Here is a 21,422-nt window from a genome sequence, read left to right on the forward strand (position 1 = left end):
GTGCTGAACCCTCCAGGACTCCGTTCGTTGATGGGAGTTTGCTGAACCTGCAGCACCCCCACCTAACCTCCCCCTGTAGAAGGGGGAGGGAGAGCAGGAGCCGAAGCCTCGGTGCCTCCCGACCCGATCAAGGTGAACACTTACCCTCAAAGGGGAGGGCTATGGCATACGGACATATTGGCCACGGGCTGTCGTCCCCCACCCAAGCCTTTTCGCTTCAAATCTCTCCACTGGAGAGATTTGCCCTTCCGGACAGGTCAAAGCCCGCAAGGGGGAGGGAGTCCGGCCCGTGCTTTTGGCTAGGTTTTTCCTCAGACGCGATGCGGCTCCTCCCCCTTCTTCAGGGGGAGGTTGGGTGGGGGTGTGCAGAGTGCTCAAACCCATATGCGATAGCCCTCCCCTCAAAGGGGAGGTGGCGATGAAGCCGCATCAACCACGTGAAACGCTCTAATCAGATCGCCGCCGTTGCCTGCTGCAGCCAGGTCTTCACGTCGCCGCTGACGCGGGGGCCGATTTCGGCCCAGACCTGAGCGTGGAACTGGTTGAGCCAGTCCCGCTCGCCTGCGGTTAGCAGCGCCGTGTCGATCAGCCGCGTGTCGATGGGTGCCAGCGTGATGGTCTCGAATTCGAGATAGCCCGGAAAGGCCGGTGCTTCGCGCACCACCACCAGGTTTTCGATGCGGATGCCGTATTCGCCGGCCTTGTAGTAGCCCGGCTCGTTGGAAATGACATTGCCGGCTTCCAGTGGGCTGGTATAGCGCGGCGCAATGCCGATCGGGCCTTCATGCACGCCGAGATAGGCGCCCACACCATGGCCGGTGCCGTGGCTATAGCTGATACCGTCCTGCCAGAGGAACTGGCGCGCCAGGATATCGATCTGCGCTCCGGTGGTGCCCTTGGGGAAGCGCGCCTGGGAAATGGCGATCATGCCCTTGAGCACGCGGGTATAGCGATCCTTCTGCTCGGCTGTTGCCGGGCCGGTGGAGAGGGTGCGGGTAATGTCGGTCGTGCCCGATAGATATTGCGCGCCGCTGTCCACCAGCATGATTTCGCCGGGGTTGAGCCGGCGGTCGGTCTTTTCGGTGACGCGATAGTGGACGATGGCGCCATTGGGACCAGCGCCTGAAATGGTGTCGAAACTGGCATCGACGCAGGTTTCTTCCTCACGACGGAAGGCTTCGAGCGCGGTGACGATGCCGATTTCGGTGAGCTCGCCCTTAGGGGCCTCGGTGTCGAACCAGGCGAGGAATTTTGCCAGCGCCACGCCATCGAGCTTATGGGCTTCGCGCATGCCCGCCAGTTCCGCCTCGTTCTTGCGTGACTTGGGCAGCAGCACCGGGTCGCGCTGTTCGATCAGCCTGGCGCCGGCCTCGGCCAGGGCCTCCGCAATGGCAGAGGGTGCAGTATCGGGATCGATCTGGACGGCCTTGGCCCCGTTGCCGAGTGCAGTCAGGGCGGCAGGAAGATTAGCGACGTCGTCGATCTCGGCCACGCCGGAGAGCGCCTGGCGCAGCTCGGGCGTGATCTTGGCCGCCGCGAGATAAAGCGTCGGCAGGCCGGTGGCCGTGACCACGGCAAAGCTCAGCACGAAGGGCGTGTTGGGCACGTCATGGCCGCGCATATTGAGCAGCCAGCAGATCGACTCGGGCAAAGTGAGCACCGTGGCATCGGCACCAGTGGCACTCAGCCTACCCTGAATATCGGCGATCTTGTCGCTGGCGGTGCGGCCGGCGCGGTTGTGGCCGAGAAACTCGATGGCGCTGACCGGCGGGGCCGGGCGGTCGGTCCAGATCGAATCGATGAGATTGTCCACGGGCACCAGCGTGGCGTGGCCCTTGAGCTTGTCGGCCAGGTCGCGCAATCCGCCCGGCGTGTGCAGCCAGCGGTCATAGGCAACCCTGGCGCCTTTGGGCACGAAGGCGCGGATATCGACATTGGCGCCGTTGACTTCGTGCACGGTGAAAATCGACGTATCGGTCTGCGCCGGAGCCTGCAGGGTATAGCGGTTATCGACGATCAGGTCGGCGCGGTCGCGACCGACGACCGCCAGCCCCGCCGAGCCGGTAAAGCCGCTGATATAGGCCAGGCGCGCCTCGCTTGCCGGTACCGACTCGCCCCGATGCGCATCGGCCCGCGGCACCAGGAACGCGTCGACGCCGGCCTCGGCCATGGCAGTGCGCAGTGCGGCCACGCGAGGCGCGACATGGCTGGGGTCGGCCTTTTCGGTAAAGGTCTGGAACTTGGCGGGGGGGAAGGGGGAGGGCGTCATCGCGATATCCTGGCGCCGGAGTGCGCTCCGGTCATGGCTGGCTTGTGGCATTGGCGCTGGTAAAGGCGCCTTTCCAGCCTACCTTATTCGATAGAGATCAGGAGATGAAAATGGCCAAGCAGAACAATTTCTTCCAGCGCGCACTGAACGCTCTCGTCGAAGGACGCACCCGCCAGGCCGAGCGCTATATCGCCCAGTTCGAGCGCGACCAGTCGCGTGCGCATAACAAGGTGAACGCGCGTTAACCGCGCTCTGCAATCTGGTCATGGCTGGCTTGACGCCATGCCCCTAACGCCGGTTCGGCAAATCGCCTATATGGAGAGTGTCGGAAGGCAATAGACCTTCCGCCGCATGGAGTAGAAAATGACTGAGAGCAAGAACGACTTCCACAAGGCACTTGGGGGTCTCATTGATGCCCGCGGCCGGGAAGCCACTCGCCAGGTCAGCTATCGCATGCAGCACCAGCTGATCGGCGCGGTTACCAAGCGCCCCTAACAGGCTGCTGCACGTAAGTTGCTGACGATCCAAGCCCATCCCCGAAGCCCGCTTCGGGGATTTTGCTTTTTGTGGCTCTGCTTATTCCTCTCCCACTAGCGGACAGGTGGCCCGGCAAAGCCGGGTCGGTGAGGGGGTACCCGCCGCTTTGTAAGCGAGACTATTTCCCTTCAGCGCTTCTGCAGGATCAGCGTCGTCCAGTCCTTGCGCTTGAGGTGGTCGACCAGCGTGAATCCGGCGGCCTGGTAGGCGGCGATGACGCCGTCGGCCTGCGTATTGAGAATGCCCGACAGGATGGCCTTGCCGCTCGCTTGGGTGATTTCGCCCATGCCCGGCGCCAGCTCGGTCAGCGGACCGGCCAGGATATTGGCGACGACGAGGTCATAGGGCGCGCGCGCCTGGATCTCGGCATGGTCGAGGCCGGTGGCCTCGATGGTATCGATCTGTGCACCGACGCCATTGTCCCGGGCGTTTTCTATGGTGGTGGTCACCGCGATGGGGTCGATATCGGTGGCGAGGATTTTCGCGTCTACCCGCTTGGCCAGAGCAATGGCCAAGACGCCGGTGCCGGTGCCGACATCGATCATGCGGCTGGGCGTACGCTTGCGCAAAACCATCTCAATGGCTTCCAGACACCCGGTGGTGGTTTCGTGGTGGCCCGTGCCGAAAGCCTGCGCCGCCTCGATCCGCATCGGGGTCAGCCCTTCGGGCACATCTTCAGTGGAATGGCTGCCATAGACGTAGAAGCCGCCGGCAATAACCGGGGCGAGACCTTCAAGCGATTTTGCGACCCAGTTGATCTCGGGGTCGATGGCCTCGACGGTGAAGCTCACTTCGCCGCCCAGAACCTCGCGGGCGAGGGCATTGAACGCCTCGACATCGGGCGGACTGTCGCACGTGGCTTCGAACACCCACTCGCCGGTTTCTTCATTTTCATGCGCCGAAGCGGTCAGCGCCAGCTCGTCGCGCTCGGCCACGGCGTCGACCAGCGCATAGGCCTGTTCCTTGCTGAGGGAAACGGAAAGCTGGTCAACTGACATGGGGACACCTTGGCTGAATTGCGCTCTCATTGCTGCACCTGAGGTGGGCAAGTCAATGGCCGCTTCAGCCGATGGCCGCTTTCCCGTTCATCTTCCGTTCATAATGCGGTCAGCAAGCGGGCTGGCGCGGCCTCATCCTTTCTTGATGAAGCTCTCCAGCACCTTCTTGGTACCGGCCTTTTCGAAGTCGATGGTCAGCTTGTTGCCTTCGATGCTGATCACTTCGCCATAGCCGAATTTGAGGTGGAACACCCGCTCGCCGCGCGCGAAGCCGCTCGTCTGGCTGCCCAGATCGACGGAGCGGGCAACGAGTTCGCCCTCTATAGTGAGCGGCCCGCCGCCCTTGCGACTGGCCTGATTGGCCCGAGCCCGCTGCCAGCCCGGGGTCTCATAGACGCTCTCGAACGGGTCCGCCTTGTTGAACCGACTGGCCGCCCCGCCGCCATAACCATAGCCGCCATAGGCCGAGCCGCGGTCGGTGACCTCGACGGCATCGGGCGGTAACTCATCGACGAAACGGGAGGGAATGGCCGATTGCCAGAGGCCGTGAATGCGGCGGTTCTGGGCGGCGGAGATGCGCACGCGCTTGCGGCCACGGGTGATCCCGACATAGCCTAGACGCCGTTCTTCCTCGAGCCCGGCGCGTCCGCTTTCGTCCATCGAACGCTGGCTGGGGAAGGTGCCATCTTCCCAGCCGGGCAGAAAAACGGTGTTGAATTCCAACCCCTTGGCCGAGTGCAGGGTCATGATGGTGACCGCATCGGTGGCGTCGGCATTGTCGCGGTCCATCACCAGGGCGATGTGTTCGAGGAAGCCGCCAAGGGTCTCGAACTCTTCCATGGCGCGGCTGAGTTCCTTGAGGTTCTCCTTGCGGCCCTGGCTTTCCGCCGACTTGTCGGCGCTGAGCATGTCGGTATAGCCGCTTTCCTCAAGGATCTGTTCGACCAGTTCATATGGCTGCAGGCTTTCGCTGCGCCGCGCCCAGTCGTCGAACTGGCCCACCAGCGCGCGCAGGGTGGTGCGCTGCTTGGGCTTGAGTTCCTCGGTTTCGACCAGCAGGCGGGTGGCGTCGAGCAGCGGCAGGTTCATGCTGCGCGCCGTTTCCATCAGCATCTTGACGGTGGAATCGCCGAGGCCGCGCTTGGGCACGTTGACGATGCGCTCGAAGGCGAGATCGTCGGCCGGCTGTGCGACAAGGCGCAGATAGGCCAGGGCATCGCGGATTTCCTTGCGCTCATAAAAGCGCGGACCGCCGATGACGCGGTAATTGATCCCCAGGGTGATGAAGCGCTCTTCGAATTCGCGCATCTGGAAGGAGGCGCGCACCAGAATGGCCATGGAATTGAGTGGCTCGCCCTGGCGCTGATATTGCTCGATTTCCTCGCCGACCGTGCGGGCTTCTTCTTCGCTATCATAGACTTGGGTGAAGGAAAGCGGCTCGCCGCCCTCGGCAATGTCGGTGAACAGCGTCTTGCCCAACCGGCCTTCATTATAAGCGATGAGGGTCGAAGCGGCCTTCAGGATATTGGCAGTGGAGCGATAGTTGCGCTCCAGCTTGATTACCTTCGCACCGGGGAAATCGCTCTCGAAGCGCAGGATATTGTCCACCTCGGCGCCGCGCCAGCCATAGATGGACTGATCGTCGTCGCCCACGACGCAGATATTGGCTTCCGGGGCCGGTTTGCCCTGGGCGAGCAGGCGCAGCCAGAGATATTGGGCGGTGTTGCTGTCCTGATATTCGTCCACCAGCATGTATTTGAACTTGCGGTGATATTCGGCGAGCACTTCAGGATTTTCGCGAAACAGCCGAATGCATTCGAGCAAGAGGTCGCCGAAATCGGCAGCGTTGAGCGCCTTGAGGCGCGCCTGGTAATCGTAATAGAGCTTGCCGCCCTTGCCATTGGCATAATAGGCGCTGTCGGACGCTGGGACGTCCTTGGGCAACAGGCCTCGGTTCTTCCAGGCGTCGAGCATGCCCGCAAACTGGCGGGCCGGCCACCGCTTTTCGTCGATATTTTCCGCTTCCAGCAGCTGTTTGATGACGCGGATCTGGTCGTCGGTGTCGAGAATGGTGAATTGCGGCTTGAGATCGACCAGTTCGGCATGCTGGCGCAGGATGCGGGCCGAGATCGAGTGGAAGGTGCCCATCCAGGGCAGGCCATCGAGCGCCGGCACCAGTTCATGAATGCGTTTCTTCATCTCGGCGGCGGCCTTGTTGGTAAAGGTCACTGCGAGAATCTGGCTGCCCCAGGCGATGCGCTGGTTGAGAATATGGGCGATGCGGGTGGTGAGAACGCGGGTCTTGCCGGTGCCGGCGCCGGCCAGAACCAGCAGTGGCCCCTCGGTCGTCAGCACGGCATCGCGCTGCTCGGCATTGAGACCGGCGAGATAGTCCGGCTCGCGCCGGTTCAACTGACTGGTAATCGGGCCCGCGGCGGGGCGCGGCAGGGGAGCGGGGTCGGCCATGCGTGCTTAATTTCCTCGGGTCCGGCGGGCGGAGCTGTCGCACGAGACCTTGACGAATCTTGGTTTGTTCTGGTCGCCAATATAGGGAGCCGGGCGGCCGGTGTATAGAAGCGGGCGCTGTCACAGAGCCGTCACGCCAGTGTCACGCAAGTGTTTTGCCGCCGGCCTATGCGGTCCCCGACACCATTGGGGGATGTTTCCATGACCTTGCGTCTTCGTCTTGCCGCGCTCAGCGCTGCACTGCTTGTTTTCACGGCCGGCGTGCATGCCGCCGAAGTCTTCAACCGCGTCGCCAGCTTTCCGGTGGCGCTCAATGCGCCCGATGCGGCAGCGACCTCGTCCGAAATCATCGCCGCAACCGAAGACGGCATGACGCTTATCTATTCCGACAGCCCCGGCGGCGGCATCGGCTTTATCGACATCACCGAAGCCAGCGCCCCCAAGGCTGCTGGCTATTTGGCGCTCCAAGGAGAGCCGACTTCGGTCACCATCATCGGCGACAAGGCCTATGTCGGGGTGAACACCTCCGAGAGCTACACGGAACCATCAGGCAAGCTGGTGGTGGTGGATATCGCCAGCCAGGCTATCGATGCAGAATATGATCTTGGCGGTCAGCCGGATTCCGTGGCCCGCAACAAGACCGGCTCGCTGGTGGCGATCGCCATCGAAAACGAGCGCGATGAGGACGCCGGTGACGGTGGCCTGCCGCAAATGCCGGCCGGCTTGCTGGTAATTTTCGATGTAGCGGCGCAAAGCCTCAAGACGGTGGACGTCACCGGCCTTGCCGATGTGTTCGGCGAGGATCCGGAGCCAGAATTCGTCGCGTTCAACGACAATGACGAGATCGCCCTGACGCTGCAGGAGAACAATTACATCCTGATCGTCGATGGCAAGACCGCCGCGGTGACGGGCCATTTCTCCGCCGGGGTAACCTCGGTCGTCGATGTCGACACCAAGAAGGACGGCGCGCTGCGGTTTACCGGCAGCCAGGCCGATGTTCCGCGTGAGCCCGACTCGGTGAAATGGCTCGACAATGATCGTCTCGTGATCGCCAATGAGGGCGACTGGAAGGGCGGTTCGCGCGGCTTTTCCATCGTTTCGAAATCGGGCGAGGTCCTGTTCGACAGCGGCAACCAGCTTGACCACTATGCTGCGCGCATCGGCCACTATCCCGAGCACCGCAACAAGAAGGGCGTCGAGCCGGAAGGCCTCGAGGTCGCGACCTTTGGCGACACCCAGTACATTTTCGTCGCCGAAGAGCGGGCCTCGCTGATTGCCGTCTATAAGGATACCGGCGCCGAGCCCGAATTCGTCCAGGCGCTGCCCTCGGGTATTTCGCCTGAGGGCCTGGTGGCCATTCCGTCGCGCAATCTCCTCGCCACCGCCAACGAAGTCGATCTGCGCGAAGATGGCGGCATCGGCAGCCATGTCATGGTCTATGAACTGGCCGAAGGCGAAGCCAGCTATCCGCAGCTGATTTCCGATCTTGACGCGGACGGCCGCCCGATCGGCTGGGCCGCCATTTCCGGCGCCGTGGCCGATGCCGAAAAGCCTGGCATTCTCTACGCGGTCAGCGACAGTGTGTTCTATGCCGAGCCCGCCATCTACACGATCGATGCGACAACTCAGCCGGCGCGTATCACCAACAAGATCGTGATCAGCCGCAATGGCGATGCCGCCCAGAAGCTCGATCTGGAAGGCATTACGCTCGACGGCAAGGGTGGATTTTGGCTGGCTTCGGAAGGCAATTCCGACAAGCTGTTCCCGCATGCGCTGTTTCATGTCGATGCCGATGGCAAGATCGTTGCAGAAGTGCCGTTCCCGGCGGCGCTGCTGGCGGGCCAGACCCGTTTCGGCGCCGAAGGCATTGCCCGCACCGGCGAGGGAGACGATGAAACGCTTTGGGTCGCTGTGCAGCGCGAATGGGGCGACGATCCCAAGGGCCAGGTGAAGCTCCTCGCCTACAAGCCTGCGTCCAAGACCTGGGGTGCAGTGGCCTATCCGCTGGAAACCCCGGCTGAAGGCGCCTGGGTGGGCGTCAGCGAGATCACAGTACATGGCGACTACGCCTATATCGTCGAGCGTGATAACCAGATCGGCGAGCGGGCGCAGCTCAAGGCACTCTATCGCGTCAAGCTGGCAGACATGGTTCCGGCCGAGCTCGGCGGGGAACTGCCGGTGGTCAGCAAGGAGCTGGTGCACGATTTCATTCCGGACCTGGCCGCCAACAATGGTTATGTCCTCGACAAGGTCGAGAGCTTTGCCATCGATGCCGACGGCACGGGCTATGTCATCACCGACAATGACGGCGTCGATGACTCCTCGGGCGAAACCTTCTTCTGGACCATCGCGCTGAACTAAGGCGTTCTGCCCATGAACTGACAGACGGCTGGGCCCGAAAGGCCCAGCCGTTTTCATATGGTCAAATCGCGTGCATTCGTCTTGCGCGACAGCGGCAAGTGCCTACACTCACGGCGGTTTCAAGCGGACAACACGCCCACAGTGCTCAATCGAGTTTATATCGCGGTCGGCCTTCTCGCCATTCTGGTGCTGGCCAGTGCCTTCATCGCCCCTCGCTTCATCCAATGGAGCGACTATCGCGATCGCATGGAGGAACTTGCCAGCACGGTCTTGGGTGAAGACGTGACGATTCGTGGCGATATCGAGTTTTCACTTTTGCCCCAGCCGCGGCTGAGTTTTACCGATGTGGTGGTGGGTGTCGCCGAGGCGCCTTCTGCGACCGTGGCTGGGGTCGAAGCCGAATTTGCGTTGATGGATTTTCTGCGCGACAATTATCACGTCACCTCCCTGGTGCTCTACCAGCCGGTGGTGGAACTCGCCATCGACGAAAACGGACTCTTCGGCAGCGGCATCGATATGTCTGGCGCCGGGGCCGGTGTTGCCCTGGCGCATGCCCGTATCGAGCGCGGCAGCGTCAGGCTGTCGGACCTGCGCTCGGGCGAGCTTTATGCGGCATCGGGCATTGACGGCGATCTGCGGCTCTCGAGCTTTTCCGGGCCGTTCCAGTTTCAGGGCGCCATGGATTCCGGCGGCAGTCGCTACGAGGTGCGGTTCAATTCCGGGACGCTGGATGGTGATGGCAATACCAAGATTTCGGCCTATCTGCGGGACCTGGGTGGCGCTTTTTCCATCGGCGCCGATGGCATGTTCGCCGCCGGCGTGGCGCCTAAATTCGACGGGACACTGACTTATAAGCAGGCGCCGGAGCAGGCCGCTGGGGCGAGCGATATTCGCGGATCGCTGGTGCTCGAAAGCAAGGTGACGGCCTCCACCGATCGCGTGGTGCTGTCTGGTTATACGCTTCATCCCGACGAGAACCGGGCCGGTATGCGGCTGACCGGTTCGGCCAGCGTGCAGCTTGGCGAGCGGCGCAGTTTCGACGCGGTCGTCTCGGGCGGCGTGTTCTCGCTGCCACCGAGGGCGGCCACCGAAGTGCCGGCGCAACTGCCCTATGAGGTGGTGCGGCTTCTGGCGGAACTGCCGGCGCCGCTAATCCCGCCCATGGAAGGCACACTCGATATCGATCTGGCCGAGGTTGGGCTGCGCGGCTTTTCGCTGCGCGATCTCCGGCTCGATGCCACCAGCGACGGCAAGAGCTGGGATATTGCGCAGGCCGTCGCCCGGCTGCCGGGGGATGGCGAGCTGCGCTTTGCCGGCAAGCTTTCCGACGAGGATGGCGCGCCGGGTTTTCGGGGCACTGTCGCTCTGAGCGCAGCGCGCCTCGATGCGCTGGCGCAGCTCTGGCGCCGGCCACGTGAGGATAATCCGCTGTTCAACATGCCCGGTGGGCTGGAAGGAAGGGTCATCCTTGGCAGTGGCGCGCTGGGCCTGAGCAGCGGCGTCATGACGCTTGATGGCCAAAGTCATGGCTTCGAGCTGCGGCTGGGTTTTGGCGAGGAAAAGCGGCTCGATGCGGTGCTCAATCTCGATGATCTCGACATCAGGCACACTGCGGCCTTGCAGGCGCTGGCCCCCGACATCACCGCCGATGGCAGCTTCGCCCTGAGCTTTCCCGAGGGCAGTTTTCTCCTTACCGCGCAGACGCTTGACCTGATGGGGCTGCCGGCGACCGATGTGGTGGCCGAGGGTCAATGGTCGCCGACCGCTATTCGCCTGTCGCGTCTTGGCGCCGGCGATTGGGGTGGCGTGGGATTCAATGGCGCCGTGCGTGTCGCCGGAACGCTGGATGCGCCGCAAGTAACCGGGTCGGGCCAGCTGTCAGTGGCTGACGCTACCGCGACGGGTCTGGCCAAGCTCTATGAGTTGGCGGCGTTGCCGCAGGGGTGGCGGGGGGGGCTAGTGCGCGCCTGGCCGGCCAATCTGCGGGTGGCGCTGGAAGACAGTGAAACCGGCGCCGGTCAGGTGCTGACGCTGAATGGTAGCCTCGATGGCTCAAAATTCGACCTGCGCACCGAGATGACCGAGGGGCTGCTGGCGCTGGCGCGCGCCGACCTTCGGCTGGTCGCGTCGCTGGAGGCGGATGAAGGCGGTGATCTGGTCGAACAGCTGGGGCTGGGGCCGGTAGAACTGTTCACGGGTGAGGGGAGCGGGCTCGCCAGTTTGTTCCTCGAGGGCAATCTGTCCACGGGCCTGGACGGGCGCGTGGCGCTGGGGCAGGGGAGCGATATCCTCAGCTATTCCGGCCATATCGATATTGGCGAAGCAGGGGTATTGAGCGGTGAGGGCACGCTTGATGCGACGCTCGCTGAAGCCGGAGGTCTCGCGACACTCTTGGGCGCGCGTGGCGCCAGCCTGCCCGGCGTCGATGCCAATGCGACGCTGAGCTTCGAGGGCAGTCAGCGCATGACGCTCTCGGACATTACCGGCGTATCCGGCCGCCAGAGCTTTACCGGCCAGTTGAGCATGGCGCCTGTGGGCCAGGTGCCCAGCTTCACCGGCTCGCTGAATATGGAAAGCCTCGACGTGACAGCTCTTGCTGCCAGCATTTTCGGAGCGGAGGGCATGGTTCCCGGGGCGCAGGTGTGGCCCGAAGGGCCATTGGCGCTCAATCCGGGTCTACGGCCAACGCGCGGCGAAATTGCTGTGCGTGCCGATACGCTGTTATCAGGTGCGCAGACGCTGGCGGGTGCCACCAGCTTCGCCTATTCCTGGGACCAGCAGGCGATCGGGCTGGACCGGTTCGAGACCGAGATCGGCGGCGGCACGCTGTCGCTGGTGATCGGGCAATGCTGTGCCGGGGCGCTGTCGGACCGCGCGCTGGCCGGACGATTGAGCCTTGCCGGCGTCGAAATGGGCGCGCTGCTGCCAACGGCACCAGGCCTGTCAGGTCGTGTCGATGCGGGCCTGCAGTTCGAGGGCACTGGCGCCAGCCTGGCCGATGCCATGGCGGCGATGACGGGCGAGGGCAATTTTGCCATCGCCGATTTTGCGGCGCAGGGCCTTACGCCTGGCGTTTATCCGGCTACGGCGGCACTCACCGATGTGCTCAATACCGATGCCGAGGCGCTGCAGACACTGATCGGAATGTCGCTGTCGCAGGGTGATTTCACCGCCCAGGACGCGCGCGGGACCGTTGCCATTGCCGGTGGCGTGGTGCGAGTGGCCAATCTCATTGTGGATGGTGAAGGTGGTCGACTGGCAGGAAGCGTCAATCTCGATCTCAGCCGGCTTGCCATTGATGGCGCCTTCGTGCTGACGCCTCTCGGCTATGTCGATCCGACCGGGTTGATCGAGAACGACAATGCCCGCATCGTGGCCCGGCTTGCAGGAACGCTGATGGCGCCCTTGGCCAGCATCGACCTTACCGAAATGGTCGCCGCCATCCAGGTGCGGGCGAATGAGCTGGAAGTGGACCGACTTGAGGAATTGCGGCTCGCCGATGAAGAGCGCCAGCGCGCAGCGGCCGAAGAACGCAACCGGCTGATTGCCGAGCAGCGTCGACTGGCGGCCGAAGAAGCGGCCCGCAAGGCAGCGGAAGATGCCGCCCGCGCGCCGGCCGTTGAGCCGGAAACCCCAGAAGAAGCGGCTTCAGGCGGTAGCCTTCTGGTCGAGCCAAATCAGCCGCAGGGCCCGCTCAACCTCGGTTTCCAGCCGGGGGTGAGCGTCAATCAGCCTGTTGGCCCACCGGTCAACCAACCGTTCCAGTTCTAGATTTTGTCGCTGGTTCCGTCCCGGTACCAGGCGAGCACCGTCAGGCGTGCGGCCGAGGACAGATTGGGCACGGTGCGCGTTTCGTCGATCAGGCGCACGAGGCCTGCCATGCTTAATTCGCGCGCGGCGCAGATGGCTTCAAGGCCCGCCCAGAATTCGGGCTCGAGCGCCATGGAGGTTCGATGGCCGGCAATGGAGAAAGAGCGCTTTTCCATGGCCCTGCGGCCCTAAATCAGGGCTTCTTGCGGAAGGCGTCGAGACTGACGACCTTTTCGCCCGACGGCTCGGTCGCCGCTTCTCCAGCTTCGGCGGCCTCAGTTGCCGCATCGGCACGAGCCTCAGTGTCCTCGTCTTCGCGGGCAGCCGTGCTCGGGTCGAACTGCAGTCCGAACTGCACGGAAGGGTCGAAGAAACCTTTGATGGCAGCGAAGGGAATGACGAGGATTTCAGGCTGGCCGTCGAAGCTAAGGCCGACCTCGAACGTGCTTTCGGTGACCTTGAGGTCCCAGAACTGGTTCTGGATGACGATGGTCATTTCCTTGTCGTACTGGGTCAGCAATTTCTCGCTCAACCGCACGCCGGGGGCGCGGGTGGCGAAGGAAATGAAGAAATGATGGTCGCCGGGCAGGCCGGTGCGCGAGACTTCGGCCAGCACCTTGCGCACGACGCCGCGCAGGGCTTCCTGGGCGAGTATGTCGTATCGCATGTGATCTTCGGCCATCTTATCCTCGCTTTTGGTCTCGTCGGCTGGGACAGGGCAGTCCTAGAATCCCGAACGGCCCATATCAGCCCTACGTTCCCAAAGATTTCAAGGACAAAGGCGTGGCAAATTTGGGGAAGAGAGGAAGTGCAGGCTTCTGTTGCCAGGTGCCTGCGAACCCCGCCTGTCGCCCGGCTAGGGGCGGAGGACTTAAATTCCCAGTGCTAGCACCGCATTACGCAGCGAGAGCAACCGGAGCCTTATTGTTGTCATTAGCAACTATAAGTTTCGGACCGATAACGGTGGTACCTCACCGAGCAAAAGCACACTCTTTACGCCCTCGTCGATCCTATTTCGTCCCCATTGGCTACCCCGCGAGGGGTAGATGGTGGAGACGCCGGGTACCGCCCCCGGGTCCGATGGGTTTATTACAATGACCGTTTATCGCCATAGCCCTTACGGGCACCCCCTATATAGGTGACCCGAACGCCGGATGCAAACTCCTCGAAGCGATTCAGGAGTGGTTAAGGGCTAGTCCTCATCCTCCCCGCCACGGAGGGCAGGATGCGCGACCGTCGATTCCTTTATTCCAATCCCGGGCACCAACCCCTGCGTGGTCGCAGGCGACGCGGATTTTCCGGACTTGTTCCGATGGTGCTGGTGGCCGGCCTGGCGGGCGCCGTTGGCGGCTTGATGCTTGAACGGACCGGTGTCGGGGATTGGCTCATGGCACCAGCGGCGCCGCGGGTCACCGTTGAGCAGGCGGCACGACATTTCGCTCTGTGCTCCGGGGCGTCCCGCAACACCTGTGTGGTGGATGGCGATACGTTCTGGCTCGACGGCACAAAGATCCGCATCGCTGATATCAACACCCCGGAAACCGGCGCGCCGCAATGCGCGGCCGAGGCTGCGCTGGGTCGCAGGGCAACGGAGCGTTTGAGGGAATTGCTGAGTGAGGGGACCTTCTCGCTGGTCGGCATTGATCGCGACGAAGATCAGTATGGCCGCAAACTACGCATCGTCGAACGCAACGGCCGCTCGGTTGGGGCGGTGCTGGTGGCCGAGGGGTTGGCGCATGAATGGCGTGGACGGCGCGAAAGCTGGTGTTGAACCGGTGTTATGGCTTATCTCGGTCGGTGAGCTGTAAGGAGGCGCCGCGTGTCGCTGCCCGTCATCGAAGGTAGAAGCTGCGAGGGATGCACGGCTTGCTGTGAATTCCCGCCTATTCGCACCGAAAAGCTGCAGAAGCCGGCCAATACGCTGTGCCCGCACTGCGCAGAAGGACAAGGCTGCACGGTCTATGACGTGCGCCCGGATGTGTGCCGTGGCTTTTATTGCGGCTGGTTCTTCCTGCCGGAACTGACGCCGGATTGGCATCCGGCCGAAAGCGGTGTCGTCATCCGGTCCGAGCATTTCGAAGAGAATACCATCACCTTGCTGATCCTGCGCCTCTCGGGCTTTCTTGTGTCGGAGAATTTTGCCGGCATGATTGGGGCCTGGGTGGAGCAGGGCGTCGGGGTGGAGTTCGAGCGGGTCGGTCCGCCCGGCCATTTGCCGGCGAAGATGCGTATGAACGAACTGCTGGAAGACGCTGTGGCTGCGCGTGACCTCAGGGCCATGCAGACCATGTTCGCCTGGGCGCTGGCACATATCGACAAGACGCACACATGGGAGCCGGACGATACGGTGCTGCGCAGCGCGCTCGCCTGAACCTAGCCGTTCCACTTCATGCGCATGTAGACGCCACCGGCTTCCAGCTCCTCCAGCATCTGCTCCAGATGTTTGAGCTTGGTCTCCTCGCGCTTCACCTTGTTGATCCACAGCAAGTAGTCATTGCGCTGGTAGGCCGGCCGCGCCTGGTACTTTTCCATGAGACCGCGTTCTTCGAGGGCCTGCCGCACAAAGTCGGGCATGTCTTGTCGTGGCCGCAGCGGGCGCAGAACCGGGCTCATGATCGTTGCTCCTATCGGTTGGTCCCAGTGACTATCACGAAATGTGCTGTCGCCTCCTGTCAGTGCTCCATGCGGTATTCATGTACCGCTTTAGGGTGGGCCGGTTTTGCGATAGCGTCGTGACCAGGTCTCTCCATCCATTTCCGAGATAGTCATGGCGCCCGACCCGACAAGCAAGCTGATCCATGCCGCCACGCATTTTCTGGGCAAGCCGCCCGATGCCTTGACCAACCAGGAGCGGGTTGTTCTTGAGCGGGCCATCAGCAAGCGTGCCCTCTCCCGCGATCCCACCTTGGCTTTCGACGATGGGCTGACCTTCGGGCAAAGGCTGGCGGACGGGGTGGCTGCCTTTGGCGGGTCCTGGGCCTTTATCATCGGCTTTGGCGTCTGCCTGCTGCTCTGGACCGGGGCCAATCTGCTGCTGCGCGGTGCGGCCTTCGACCCTTATCCCTTCATCTTCCTCAATCTGATGCTGTCCATGCTCGCCGCCATTCAGGCGCCCGTGATCATGATGAGCCAGAACCGGCAGGCGGCCAAGGATCGCGAGGTCTCCGCGCATGACTACGAGGTCAACCTCAAGGCCGAGATCGAGATCATGGCGCTGCATGATAAGGTTGATCGGTTGCGCGAAGAGGATTTGCGCAACTTGATCCTGCGGCAGCAGGACCAGATCGAGCGCCTGACGCGGCTGGTGGAGAAGCACGTGGCGGGAGGCGAAGACAAAGGCGAATCGGCTTAGTCTTGCCCGCCATGCAGCCCTATCTGAAACTCCTCTCCGATATTCTCGAAACCGGCACCGACAAGTCGGACCGCACCGGTACCGGCACGCGCTCGCTCTTCGGCTACCAGATGCGCTTCGATCTTTCGAAGGGCTTTCCGCTGCTGACGACCAAGAAGCTGCATCTCAAGTCCATCATTTATGAGCTGCTGTGGTTCATACGTGGCGAGACCAATGTGCGCTGGTTGCAGGAGCGCGGCGTCAAGATCTGGGACGAATGGGCGGACGACAATGGCGATCTCGGTCCGGTCTATGGCAGTCAATGGCGCAGCTGGCCGGCGCCGGACGGGCGCAAGATCGACCAGATCGCCAACCTGATCCAGTCCATCAAGACCAAGCCCGATAGCCGGCGACACATCGTTTCGGCCTGGAACCCAGCGGAAGTGGACGAGATGGCGCTGCCACCCTGCCACTGCCTGTTCCAGTTCTATGTCGCCAATGGCAGGCTCAGCTGCCAGCTCTATCAGCGTTCGGCCGACACGTTTCTGGGCGTACCCTTCAACATCGCGTCCTATGCGCTGCTGACCCATATGGTGGCGCAGGTCTGCGATCTCGAGGTCGGTGATTTCGTCCACACCTTCGGCGACGTGCATCTCTACGCCAACCACTTTGAGCAGGCCCAGTTGCAACTCACCCGCGAACCGCGCCCACTGCCGCGCCTGGTCATGAACCCCGAGCGCAAGGCGCTGGAAGACTTCGTCTTCGAGGATTTCGCCTTCGAGGGATACGATCCGCATCCCCATATCAAGGCCGAAGTCTCGGTATGAGCCGGTCGCTGGGCGAGCTCTCCGACAAGGTGTCGGAAGTGGCGGCGGTGCTGACCAGCCGAAATGGCATTGCGGCCGATAGCGATTGGCTGATGCTCAAGCTGCAGGAGGAGCTGGGGGAACTGACCGCAGAGCACTTGCGCCTCAGCGGCCGAAAGAAGCGCGAGGGGCTAGATGAGAACGCCATCATTGCGGCCCGCAACGATGAGGCAGCCGACTTGCTGGCTATTCTGCTGCTCTACGCTCGCCACCACGACATCGATCTTGAAGCTGCGGTCGAGCGGAAATGGCTCAAGCATCTTCGCCCGGTCACCAAAACCGGCTAACCTGATCATTGCCTGAAATGCAGGGATGGGCTGTTCTCGTCCCGTGATCCAATACGAAGTCCTGAGGGAGACGGGATTATGCGCAAGTTTGCACTTGCCCTGATGGTGAGCTGCCTGGCCCTGCCGGCACTGGCCAACGACACGACGGCCCAACTTGGCGCTGGCGGCCTGGTCTTCGTAGGCAATGACGCGATCCAGATGGCCTCGGAAGACCTTTACGTGTCGCCGAGCGAGGTTCGTGTCACCTACGAATTCAACAACGTCACCGATGAGGACCAGACGGTGCTGGTCGCCTTTCCGATGCCCGATATCGAGGGCAGCGGCGATTTCATGGTCGATGTGCCGATCCAGACGGCCGGTGGCGAGGGCCGCCCGGCCATCGATGACCCCAACAATCTTTTCGGCTTCGCCACGACCTTCAATGGCGAGCCGGTGGATGCCGAACTGCACCAATATGCCTTCGCGCATAATATCGACTATTCCGATCTGCTGCGCGGCATGGGCGTGCCGCTGGAGCCGTTCGGTGAAGCGACCTATGAGGCGTTGAAGAGGCTCGATGAGGCCGATGCGCTCAAACTCGTCCATTTGGGCATGGTCTACCGCTCCGAATATGATGCCGGTAACGGCATGGAGTGGGAATATGTGCCGCTTTGGACGCTGCGCTCGACTTATAGCTGGGAAGCGACCTTTGCGCCCGGTATCTCCGATGTCGTTCACTCCTACCAGCCGAGCGTCGGCGGCACGGTGGCCACGACCTTCATGCCGACAAAGGGCGACGAGTATTCCCGCCAGCGCTATGACGAATATGTCGCCAAATTCTGTGTGGACGACAATCTGGTCAGCACGTTGCGCAAGAAGGAAATCACCCGCGACGGCTGGACGTCCTACCCCTTTGTCGAAAACTGGATTTCCTACATCTGGTCGACGGGCAACAACTGGTCCGGCCCCATCGGCAAGTTCACCCTGACCGTCGACAAGGGCAGCCCCGACAACCTGGTGTCGTTCTGCGGGGAGGGCGTCAAGAAGATCGGTCCCACCACCTTCCAGATGACCCAGACGGACTGGTACCCGCCCTATGACCAAGAGCTGGAAATCCTGCTTTTGATCCCGGTGGACTGGTTCGACGGGGAATAGGTCCCCGCTATTACTTATGACGGAGGCGCAAGGGCATGAGCCTTGCCATACGTGCTGCCCAGCCCGGCGATGCCGGGCTGATCCTCGATTTTATCAAGGCGCTGGCCGAATACGAAAAGCTCTCCCACGAGGTGGTGGCCAGCGCCGACGATCTCGAGCGCGACCTGTTCGGCGTTGAACCCAAGGTGTTTTGTGAAATTGCCGAATGGGCGGGCAAGCCGGTCGGATTCGCGCTCTGGTTCTATACCTATTCGACCTTCCAGGGCCGGCACGGCATCTGGCTCGAAGATCTCTATGTCGATCCTTCAATGCGCGGCAAGGGCATCGGCAAGGCGTTGCTGGTGAATCTGGCTCAGCGTTGTGTGCAGGAGAATCTCGGACGGTTCGAGTGGTGGGTGCTCGACTGGAACGAGCCCTCCATCACCTTCTACAAGAGTCAGGGTGGCGTCATGCAGGATGAATGGACCAAGGTGCGCATCGACGGCGCCGCGCTGGCGAAATTGGGTGCCGCATGAACGTCCGCATCGCCCTCATCGCTGCCGTGGCGGAAAATCAGGTGATCGGCGCCGATCAGTCGATTCCCTGGCGCATCCCCTCCGATTTCGCCTGGTTCAAGGCTCAGACCATGGGCAAACCGATGGTCATGGGGCGCAAGCAGTTCGAGACATTTCCCCGGCCCTTGCCAGGACGGCCGCACATCGTGGTCACGCGTCAGAGGGACTATGCTCCGGACGGTGTATCAGTCGTGCATTCGCTGGAAGAGGGGTTGGCGCTAGGGCGCGAGCTGGCTGCGACGGCTGGCGTGGACGAGGTCATGGTGATCGGGGGCGGCGACATATACGCGCAGGCCATGGCACATGCCGACCGGCTCTATATCTCGCACATTGCGGCCGCGCCTGAGGGTGATGTGTGTTTTCCGCCGATAGACGGGCATGTTTGGACAATCGTGGGCGAACCCGACGTGGTGGCCAGTCCTGCGGACTCAGCTGCCTACACGATCAAGATCTATGAGCGTGTTCGCGCCGCCGCGCATTGATCGGCGGCGCTGCTTGCCTATATATGGCAACAATGATTTTTCGAAGACACCGAAAGGAATGCGATGCCTTGGGAGAATAATGGAGGCGGAGGTGGCCGCAATACGGGCGGTCCCTGGGGCCAGGCGCCTGGCGGTGGCGGCGGTCCACGCCGGCCGAGTGGTGGCGGCAACACTCCCAATCTCGAAGACATCCTCAATCGTGGACGTGACCAGTTCAAGGGCGGCGTCCCGGGCGGACGCTGGGCCATTGTCGGCGGCATCATAGCGCTGCTGGCCTTTTGGGGCGTCAATTCCGTCTATACGATCAACCCGCAGGAAGTGGGCGTCGAGCTGCGCTTCGGCAAGCCCAAGCCCGAACTGTCGGGTCCGGGCCTGCACTTCATGCTGTGGCCGGTCGAAACCGTCGAACGTGCCACCACGACCGTCAACCAGACCCAGATCGGTGCGGCCAATGCCAGCGGCGCCCGTGCGGCCAATGTGTCAGACGGGTTGATGCTGTCGGGCGACCAGAACATCGTCAATGTGCAGTTCTCGGTCTTCTGGGCCATCAGCGATCCGGTTGCCTATCTCTTCAATGTGCGTGACCAGGAATCCATGGTCCGCTACGCTGCCGAAAGCGCCATGCGCGAAGTCGTCGGCCGTCGCCCGGCGCAGGACATCTACTCGGACGACCGCTCCGGTATCTCCTCCGAAGTGCTGCGCATCGTGCAGGCCACGCTGCAAAGCTATGGTCTAGGCGTCACAGTCAGCCAGGTGCTGATCGAAAATGCCGGGCCGCCGTCCGAAGTGATCGATGCCTTCAACGAAGTGCAGCGCGCCCGTCAGGACGAAACCCGTCTGCAGGAAGAAGCCCGCTCCTACGCCAACACCCTTCTGGGTGATGCGCGCGGTCGTGCTGCGGCCCTGCGCGAAGAAGCCGCCGCCTACACCAACCGCGTGGTGCAGGAAGCAACCGGTGAGGCCCAGCGCTTCAACGCCATCTACGCAGAATATGTGAATGCGCCGGAGGTGACGCGTAAGCGCCTCTTCCTCGAGACCATGGAAGAAGTGCTCGGCAAGTCCGAGAAGGTTCTCATCGAGAATGGCGCGGATGGTTCGGGTGTCGTCCCTTACCTGCCGCTGCCGGAACTGCGCTCGCGCGCTAACACCTCGACGGGGAACTGAGCATGACGAACCGCCTCTTCATTATCGGCGCCGTCATCGTCGCCGCGATCTATGTTTTCTTCTCCTCCATCTACATCGTGGACGAGCGCGAACAGGCTATCGTCATGCGCTTCGGCCAGATTACCGATGTGCGCACCGAGCCGGGCATCTACTTCAAGATCCCGACCGACGTGGTGGACAGCGTCCAGATCATCGACGATCGTCTGCTGCGTTATGATATTGCCAATATGCGTGTTCAGGTGTCGGGCAACGCCTTCTATCAGGTCGATGCCTTCCTGACCTACCGCATTGCCAATGCTCGCCTGTTCCGCGAACGTGCGACGGGCCAATTGTCGGTGGCGGAAGCCCGTATCGGCGCCAGCCTCGATGCAGCGCTGCGTCAGGTCTATGGTCTGCGCGAATTCACCGACGCTCTGTCGGATCAACGCGCGCAGATGATGCAGGAAACCCGCGACCTCATCCGTACGGACCTGGCAGAACTCGGCCTCGATATTGTCGACGTCCGCATCCTGCGCACTGACCTCGACTCCGACGTCTCGGCCACGACCTTCGAGCGTATGCGTGCCGAGCGTCTTGCCGAAGCCGCGCTGCTTCGCGCTCGCGGTCAGGAGCAGGCACAAAGCCTGCGGGCTATCGCTGATCGTCAGTCGGTTGAAATCGTCGCCGCCGCGACCCGCGATGCAGAGATTATCCGTGGTCAGGGCGATGCCGATCGGAACCGGATCTTTGCTGCCGCCTATGGCCAGGACGCGGAATTCTTCGAGTTCTACCGTTCGATGGAATCCTACCGCACGGCTCTCGCTGGCACCGGCACCACCATGGTCCTCTCTCCCGACAGTGCCTTCTTCCGCTACTTCGGTTCGGATGGCCAGCTGCCGGCAGCGAGCACGACTTTCGCACCACCGCTGCCGCAGGAAGACATTGCGCCGAGCCTGCCGACTACGTCCGACGAGCCTGCTCTGGATGGTCTCGGTATCGAGGAAACCGTCGCCCCCAGCATGACGCTGGAAGATGGTTCCCAACTGGCTCCGACCGTTGGAACGGAAGCTCCGGCGCCGATCGAGCCCGTGGCGCCCGCGCCGGCGGAGCCGGTCGCGCCCGCTGCGGGCCAGTAAGCCAGGCCGCAGTCCCCAAAAGAATGGGCCGGTGGGTATTCCCACCGG

Annotated in this window: 20 protein-coding genes and 1 other RNA gene; 14 read left to right on the forward strand and 7 right to left on the reverse strand. The window is 62.5% G+C overall.

Annotation, left to right across the window (positions count from 1 at the left end; all coding sequences use genetic code 11):
- Positions 1-451 precede the first annotated feature (451 nt).
- Positions 452-2,269, reverse strand: coding sequence for an aminopeptidase P family protein (locus DEVEQU_RS14495; protein WP_126151319.1), 1,818 nt, complete (start codon positions 2,267-2,269; stop codon positions 452-454).
- A 110-nt stretch (positions 2,270-2,379) separates the two neighbouring features.
- Here DEVEQU_RS14495 and DEVEQU_RS20235 point away from each other — a divergent pair, with 110 nt between their 5' ends.
- Both DEVEQU_RS20235 and DEVEQU_RS20240 read left to right on the forward strand, forming a co-directional pair.
- On the forward strand, positions 2,380-2,514 hold the full coding sequence (locus DEVEQU_RS20235) for a hypothetical protein (RefSeq protein WP_268907406.1): 135 nt from the start codon (positions 2,380-2,382) through the stop codon (positions 2,512-2,514).
- Between the two features lie 118 nt (positions 2,515-2,632).
- Positions 2,633-2,764, forward strand: a complete 132-nt coding sequence (locus DEVEQU_RS20240; protein WP_268907407.1) for a hypothetical protein — start codon at positions 2,633-2,635, stop codon at positions 2,762-2,764.
- Positions 2,765-2,934: 170 nt separating this feature from the next.
- Here the strand turns inward: DEVEQU_RS20240 and DEVEQU_RS14500 are convergent, their stop codons facing one another.
- Both DEVEQU_RS14500 and DEVEQU_RS14505 read right to left on the reverse strand, forming a co-directional pair.
- Positions 2,935-3,804, reverse strand: coding sequence for a 50S ribosomal protein L11 methyltransferase (locus DEVEQU_RS14500; protein ID WP_164550421.1), 870 nt, complete (start codon positions 3,802-3,804; stop codon positions 2,935-2,937).
- A 132-nt stretch (positions 3,805-3,936) separates the two neighbouring features.
- The gene (locus DEVEQU_RS14505; RefSeq protein WP_126151321.1) at positions 3,937-6,270 is read right to left on the reverse strand and encodes an ATP-dependent helicase; all 2,334 of its coding nucleotides are present in this window, start codon (positions 6,268-6,270) and stop codon (positions 3,937-3,939) included.
- 201 nt (positions 6,271-6,471) lie between these two features.
- On the opposite strand from DEVEQU_RS14505, the gene DEVEQU_RS14510 reads away from it, so the two are divergent.
- A complete protein-coding gene (locus DEVEQU_RS14510) occupies positions 6,472-8,631 on the forward strand; it encodes an esterase-like activity of phytase family protein (protein WP_126151322.1) in 2,160 nt (719 codons plus the stop codon).
- 141 nt (positions 8,632-8,772) lie between these two features.
- Entirely contained in the window at positions 8,773-12,402 is a 3,630-nt protein-coding gene (locus tag DEVEQU_RS14515; protein WP_164550422.1) for an AsmA family protein, read from the forward strand.
- Here the strand turns inward: DEVEQU_RS14515 and DEVEQU_RS14520 are convergent.
- The 3 genes from DEVEQU_RS14520 to ssrA all read right to left on the reverse strand — a co-directional run bounded on the left by DEVEQU_RS14520 (position 12,399) and on the right by ssrA (position 13,605).
- Positions 12,399-12,617 (reverse strand): ribbon-helix-helix domain-containing protein, encoded by a 219-nt coding sequence (locus tag DEVEQU_RS14520; protein ID WP_126151324.1) that lies wholly within the window; start codon positions 12,615-12,617, stop codon positions 12,399-12,401. The genes DEVEQU_RS14515 and DEVEQU_RS14520 overlap by 4 nt on opposite strands.
- A gap of 17 nt (positions 12,618-12,634) precedes the next feature.
- Positions 12,635-13,123, reverse strand: coding sequence for an SspB family protein (locus DEVEQU_RS14525; protein ID WP_126151325.1), 489 nt, complete (start codon positions 13,121-13,123; stop codon positions 12,635-12,637).
- A gap of 125 nt (positions 13,124-13,248) precedes the next feature.
- Positions 13,249-13,605, reverse strand: a transfer-messenger RNA (tmRNA) gene (gene ssrA, locus DEVEQU_RS14530).
- Between the two features lie 148 nt (positions 13,606-13,753).
- Here ssrA and DEVEQU_RS14535 point away from each other — a divergent pair.
- Positions 13,754-14,212, forward strand: a complete 459-nt coding sequence (locus DEVEQU_RS14535; protein WP_206437857.1) for a thermonuclease family protein — start codon at positions 13,754-13,756, stop codon at positions 14,210-14,212.
- A 48-nt stretch (positions 14,213-14,260) separates the two neighbouring features.
- Positions 14,261-14,812, forward strand: coding sequence for a YkgJ family cysteine cluster protein (locus DEVEQU_RS14540; RefSeq protein ID WP_126151326.1), 552 nt, complete (start codon positions 14,261-14,263; stop codon positions 14,810-14,812).
- Positions 14,813-14,814: 2 nt separating this feature from the next.
- Here DEVEQU_RS14540 and DEVEQU_RS14545 read toward each other — a convergent pair whose 3' ends face one another.
- Complete coding sequence (locus tag DEVEQU_RS14545; RefSeq protein WP_126151327.1) at positions 14,815-15,054, reverse strand: YdeI/OmpD-associated family protein; 240 nt, start codon at positions 15,052-15,054, stop codon at positions 14,815-14,817.
- A 154-nt stretch (positions 15,055-15,208) separates the two neighbouring features.
- Here DEVEQU_RS14545 and DEVEQU_RS14550 point away from each other — a divergent pair, with 154 nt between their 5' ends.
- From DEVEQU_RS14550 to hflC, 8 genes are all read left to right on the forward strand, one after another.
- A complete protein-coding gene (locus tag DEVEQU_RS14550; RefSeq protein ID WP_126151328.1) occupies positions 15,209-15,793 on the forward strand; it encodes a DUF1003 domain-containing protein in 585 nt (194 codons plus the stop codon).
- Between the two features lie 11 nt (positions 15,794-15,804).
- On the forward strand, positions 15,805-16,599 hold the full coding sequence (locus DEVEQU_RS14555) for a thymidylate synthase (RefSeq protein ID WP_126151376.1): 795 nt from the start codon (positions 15,805-15,807) through the stop codon (positions 16,597-16,599).
- Entirely contained in the window at positions 16,596-16,925 is a 330-nt protein-coding gene (locus DEVEQU_RS14560; protein ID WP_126151329.1) for a nucleoside triphosphate pyrophosphohydrolase family protein, read from the forward strand. Before DEVEQU_RS14555 ends, DEVEQU_RS14560 begins: the two co-directional genes overlap by 4 nt.
- 78 nt (positions 16,926-17,003) lie before the next feature.
- Positions 17,004-18,059: a DUF4424 domain-containing protein gene (locus DEVEQU_RS14565; RefSeq protein ID WP_126151330.1), complete on the forward strand. Its 1,056-nt coding sequence runs from the start codon at positions 17,004-17,006 to the stop codon at positions 18,057-18,059.
- A gap of 35 nt (positions 18,060-18,094) precedes the next feature.
- Positions 18,095-18,574: a GNAT family N-acetyltransferase gene (locus tag DEVEQU_RS14570; RefSeq protein ID WP_126151331.1), complete on the forward strand. Its 480-nt coding sequence runs from the start codon at positions 18,095-18,097 to the stop codon at positions 18,572-18,574.
- Positions 18,571-19,095 carry a dihydrofolate reductase gene (locus tag DEVEQU_RS14575; RefSeq protein WP_164550423.1) on the forward strand — a complete coding sequence of 175 codons (525 nt, stop codon included), beginning with the start codon at positions 18,571-18,573 and terminating at the stop codon, positions 19,093-19,095. Before DEVEQU_RS14570 ends, DEVEQU_RS14575 begins: the two co-directional genes overlap by 4 nt.
- A gap of 63 nt (positions 19,096-19,158) precedes the next feature.
- Complete coding sequence (gene hflK, locus DEVEQU_RS14580) at positions 19,159-20,259, forward strand: FtsH protease activity modulator HflK (protein ID WP_126151333.1); 1,101 nt, start codon at positions 19,159-19,161, stop codon at positions 20,257-20,259.
- A 2-nt stretch (positions 20,260-20,261) separates the two neighbouring features.
- Positions 20,262-21,374 carry a protease modulator HflC gene (hflC, locus tag DEVEQU_RS14585; RefSeq protein WP_126151334.1) on the forward strand — a complete coding sequence of 371 codons (1,113 nt, stop codon included), beginning with the start codon at positions 20,262-20,264 and terminating at the stop codon, positions 21,372-21,374.
- The last annotated feature ends 48 nt before the right edge of the window (positions 21,375-21,422 follow it).

Source organism: Devosia equisanguinis, assembly GCF_900631955.1.
Classification (GTDB): Bacteria; Pseudomonadota; Alphaproteobacteria; order Rhizobiales; family Devosiaceae; genus Devosia; species Devosia equisanguinis.

Excerpts from the sequence above, each read along its gene's own strand:
- DEVEQU_RS14555 (WP_126151376.1), top strand. The coding sequence starts at position 15,805 with ATGCAGCCCTATCTGAAACTCCTCTCCGATATTCTCGAAACCGGCACC.
- DEVEQU_RS14545 (WP_126151327.1), bottom strand. The coding sequence starts at position 15,054 with ATGAGCCCGGTTCTGCGCCCGCTGCGGCCACGACAAGACATGCCCGAC.
- DEVEQU_RS20235 (WP_268907406.1), top strand. The coding sequence starts at position 2,380 with ATGGCCAAGCAGAACAATTTCTTCCAGCGCGCACTGAACGCTCTCGTC.
- DEVEQU_RS20240 (WP_268907407.1), top strand. The coding sequence starts at position 2,633 with ATGACTGAGAGCAAGAACGACTTCCACAAGGCACTTGGGGGTCTCATT.
- DEVEQU_RS14575 (WP_164550423.1), top strand. The coding sequence starts at position 18,571 with ATGAACGTCCGCATCGCCCTCATCGCTGCCGTGGCGGAAAATCAGGTG.
- DEVEQU_RS14500 (WP_164550421.1), bottom strand. The coding sequence starts at position 3,804 with ATGTCAGTTGACCAGCTTTCCGTTTCCCTCAGCAAGGAACAGGCCTAT.
- DEVEQU_RS14570 (WP_126151331.1), top strand. The coding sequence starts at position 18,095 with ATGAGCCTTGCCATACGTGCTGCCCAGCCCGGCGATGCCGGGCTGATC.
- DEVEQU_RS14520 (WP_126151324.1), bottom strand. The coding sequence starts at position 12,617 with ATGGAAAAGCGCTCTTTCTCCATTGCCGGCCATCGAACCTCCATGGCG.
- DEVEQU_RS14505 (WP_126151321.1), bottom strand. The coding sequence starts at position 6,270 with ATGGCCGACCCCGCTCCCCTGCCGCGCCCCGCCGCGGGCCCGATTACC.
- hflC (WP_126151334.1), top strand. The coding sequence starts at position 20,262 with ATGACGAACCGCCTCTTCATTATCGGCGCCGTCATCGTCGCCGCGATC.
- DEVEQU_RS14535 (WP_206437857.1), top strand. The coding sequence starts at position 13,754 with ATGGTGCTGGTGGCCGGCCTGGCGGGCGCCGTTGGCGGCTTGATGCTT.
- DEVEQU_RS14550 (WP_126151328.1), top strand. The coding sequence starts at position 15,209 with ATGGCGCCCGACCCGACAAGCAAGCTGATCCATGCCGCCACGCATTTT.
- hflK (WP_126151333.1), top strand. The coding sequence starts at position 19,159 with ATGCCTTGGGAGAATAATGGAGGCGGAGGTGGCCGCAATACGGGCGGT.
- DEVEQU_RS14495 (WP_126151319.1), bottom strand. The coding sequence starts at position 2,269 with ATGACGCCCTCCCCCTTCCCCCCCGCCAAGTTCCAGACCTTTACCGAA.
- DEVEQU_RS14510 (WP_126151322.1), top strand. The coding sequence starts at position 6,472 with ATGACCTTGCGTCTTCGTCTTGCCGCGCTCAGCGCTGCACTGCTTGTT.
- DEVEQU_RS14525 (WP_126151325.1), bottom strand. The coding sequence starts at position 13,123 with ATGGCCGAAGATCACATGCGATACGACATACTCGCCCAGGAAGCCCTG.
- DEVEQU_RS14565 (WP_126151330.1), top strand. The coding sequence starts at position 17,004 with ATGCGCAAGTTTGCACTTGCCCTGATGGTGAGCTGCCTGGCCCTGCCG.
- DEVEQU_RS14560 (WP_126151329.1), top strand. The coding sequence starts at position 16,596 with ATGAGCCGGTCGCTGGGCGAGCTCTCCGACAAGGTGTCGGAAGTGGCG.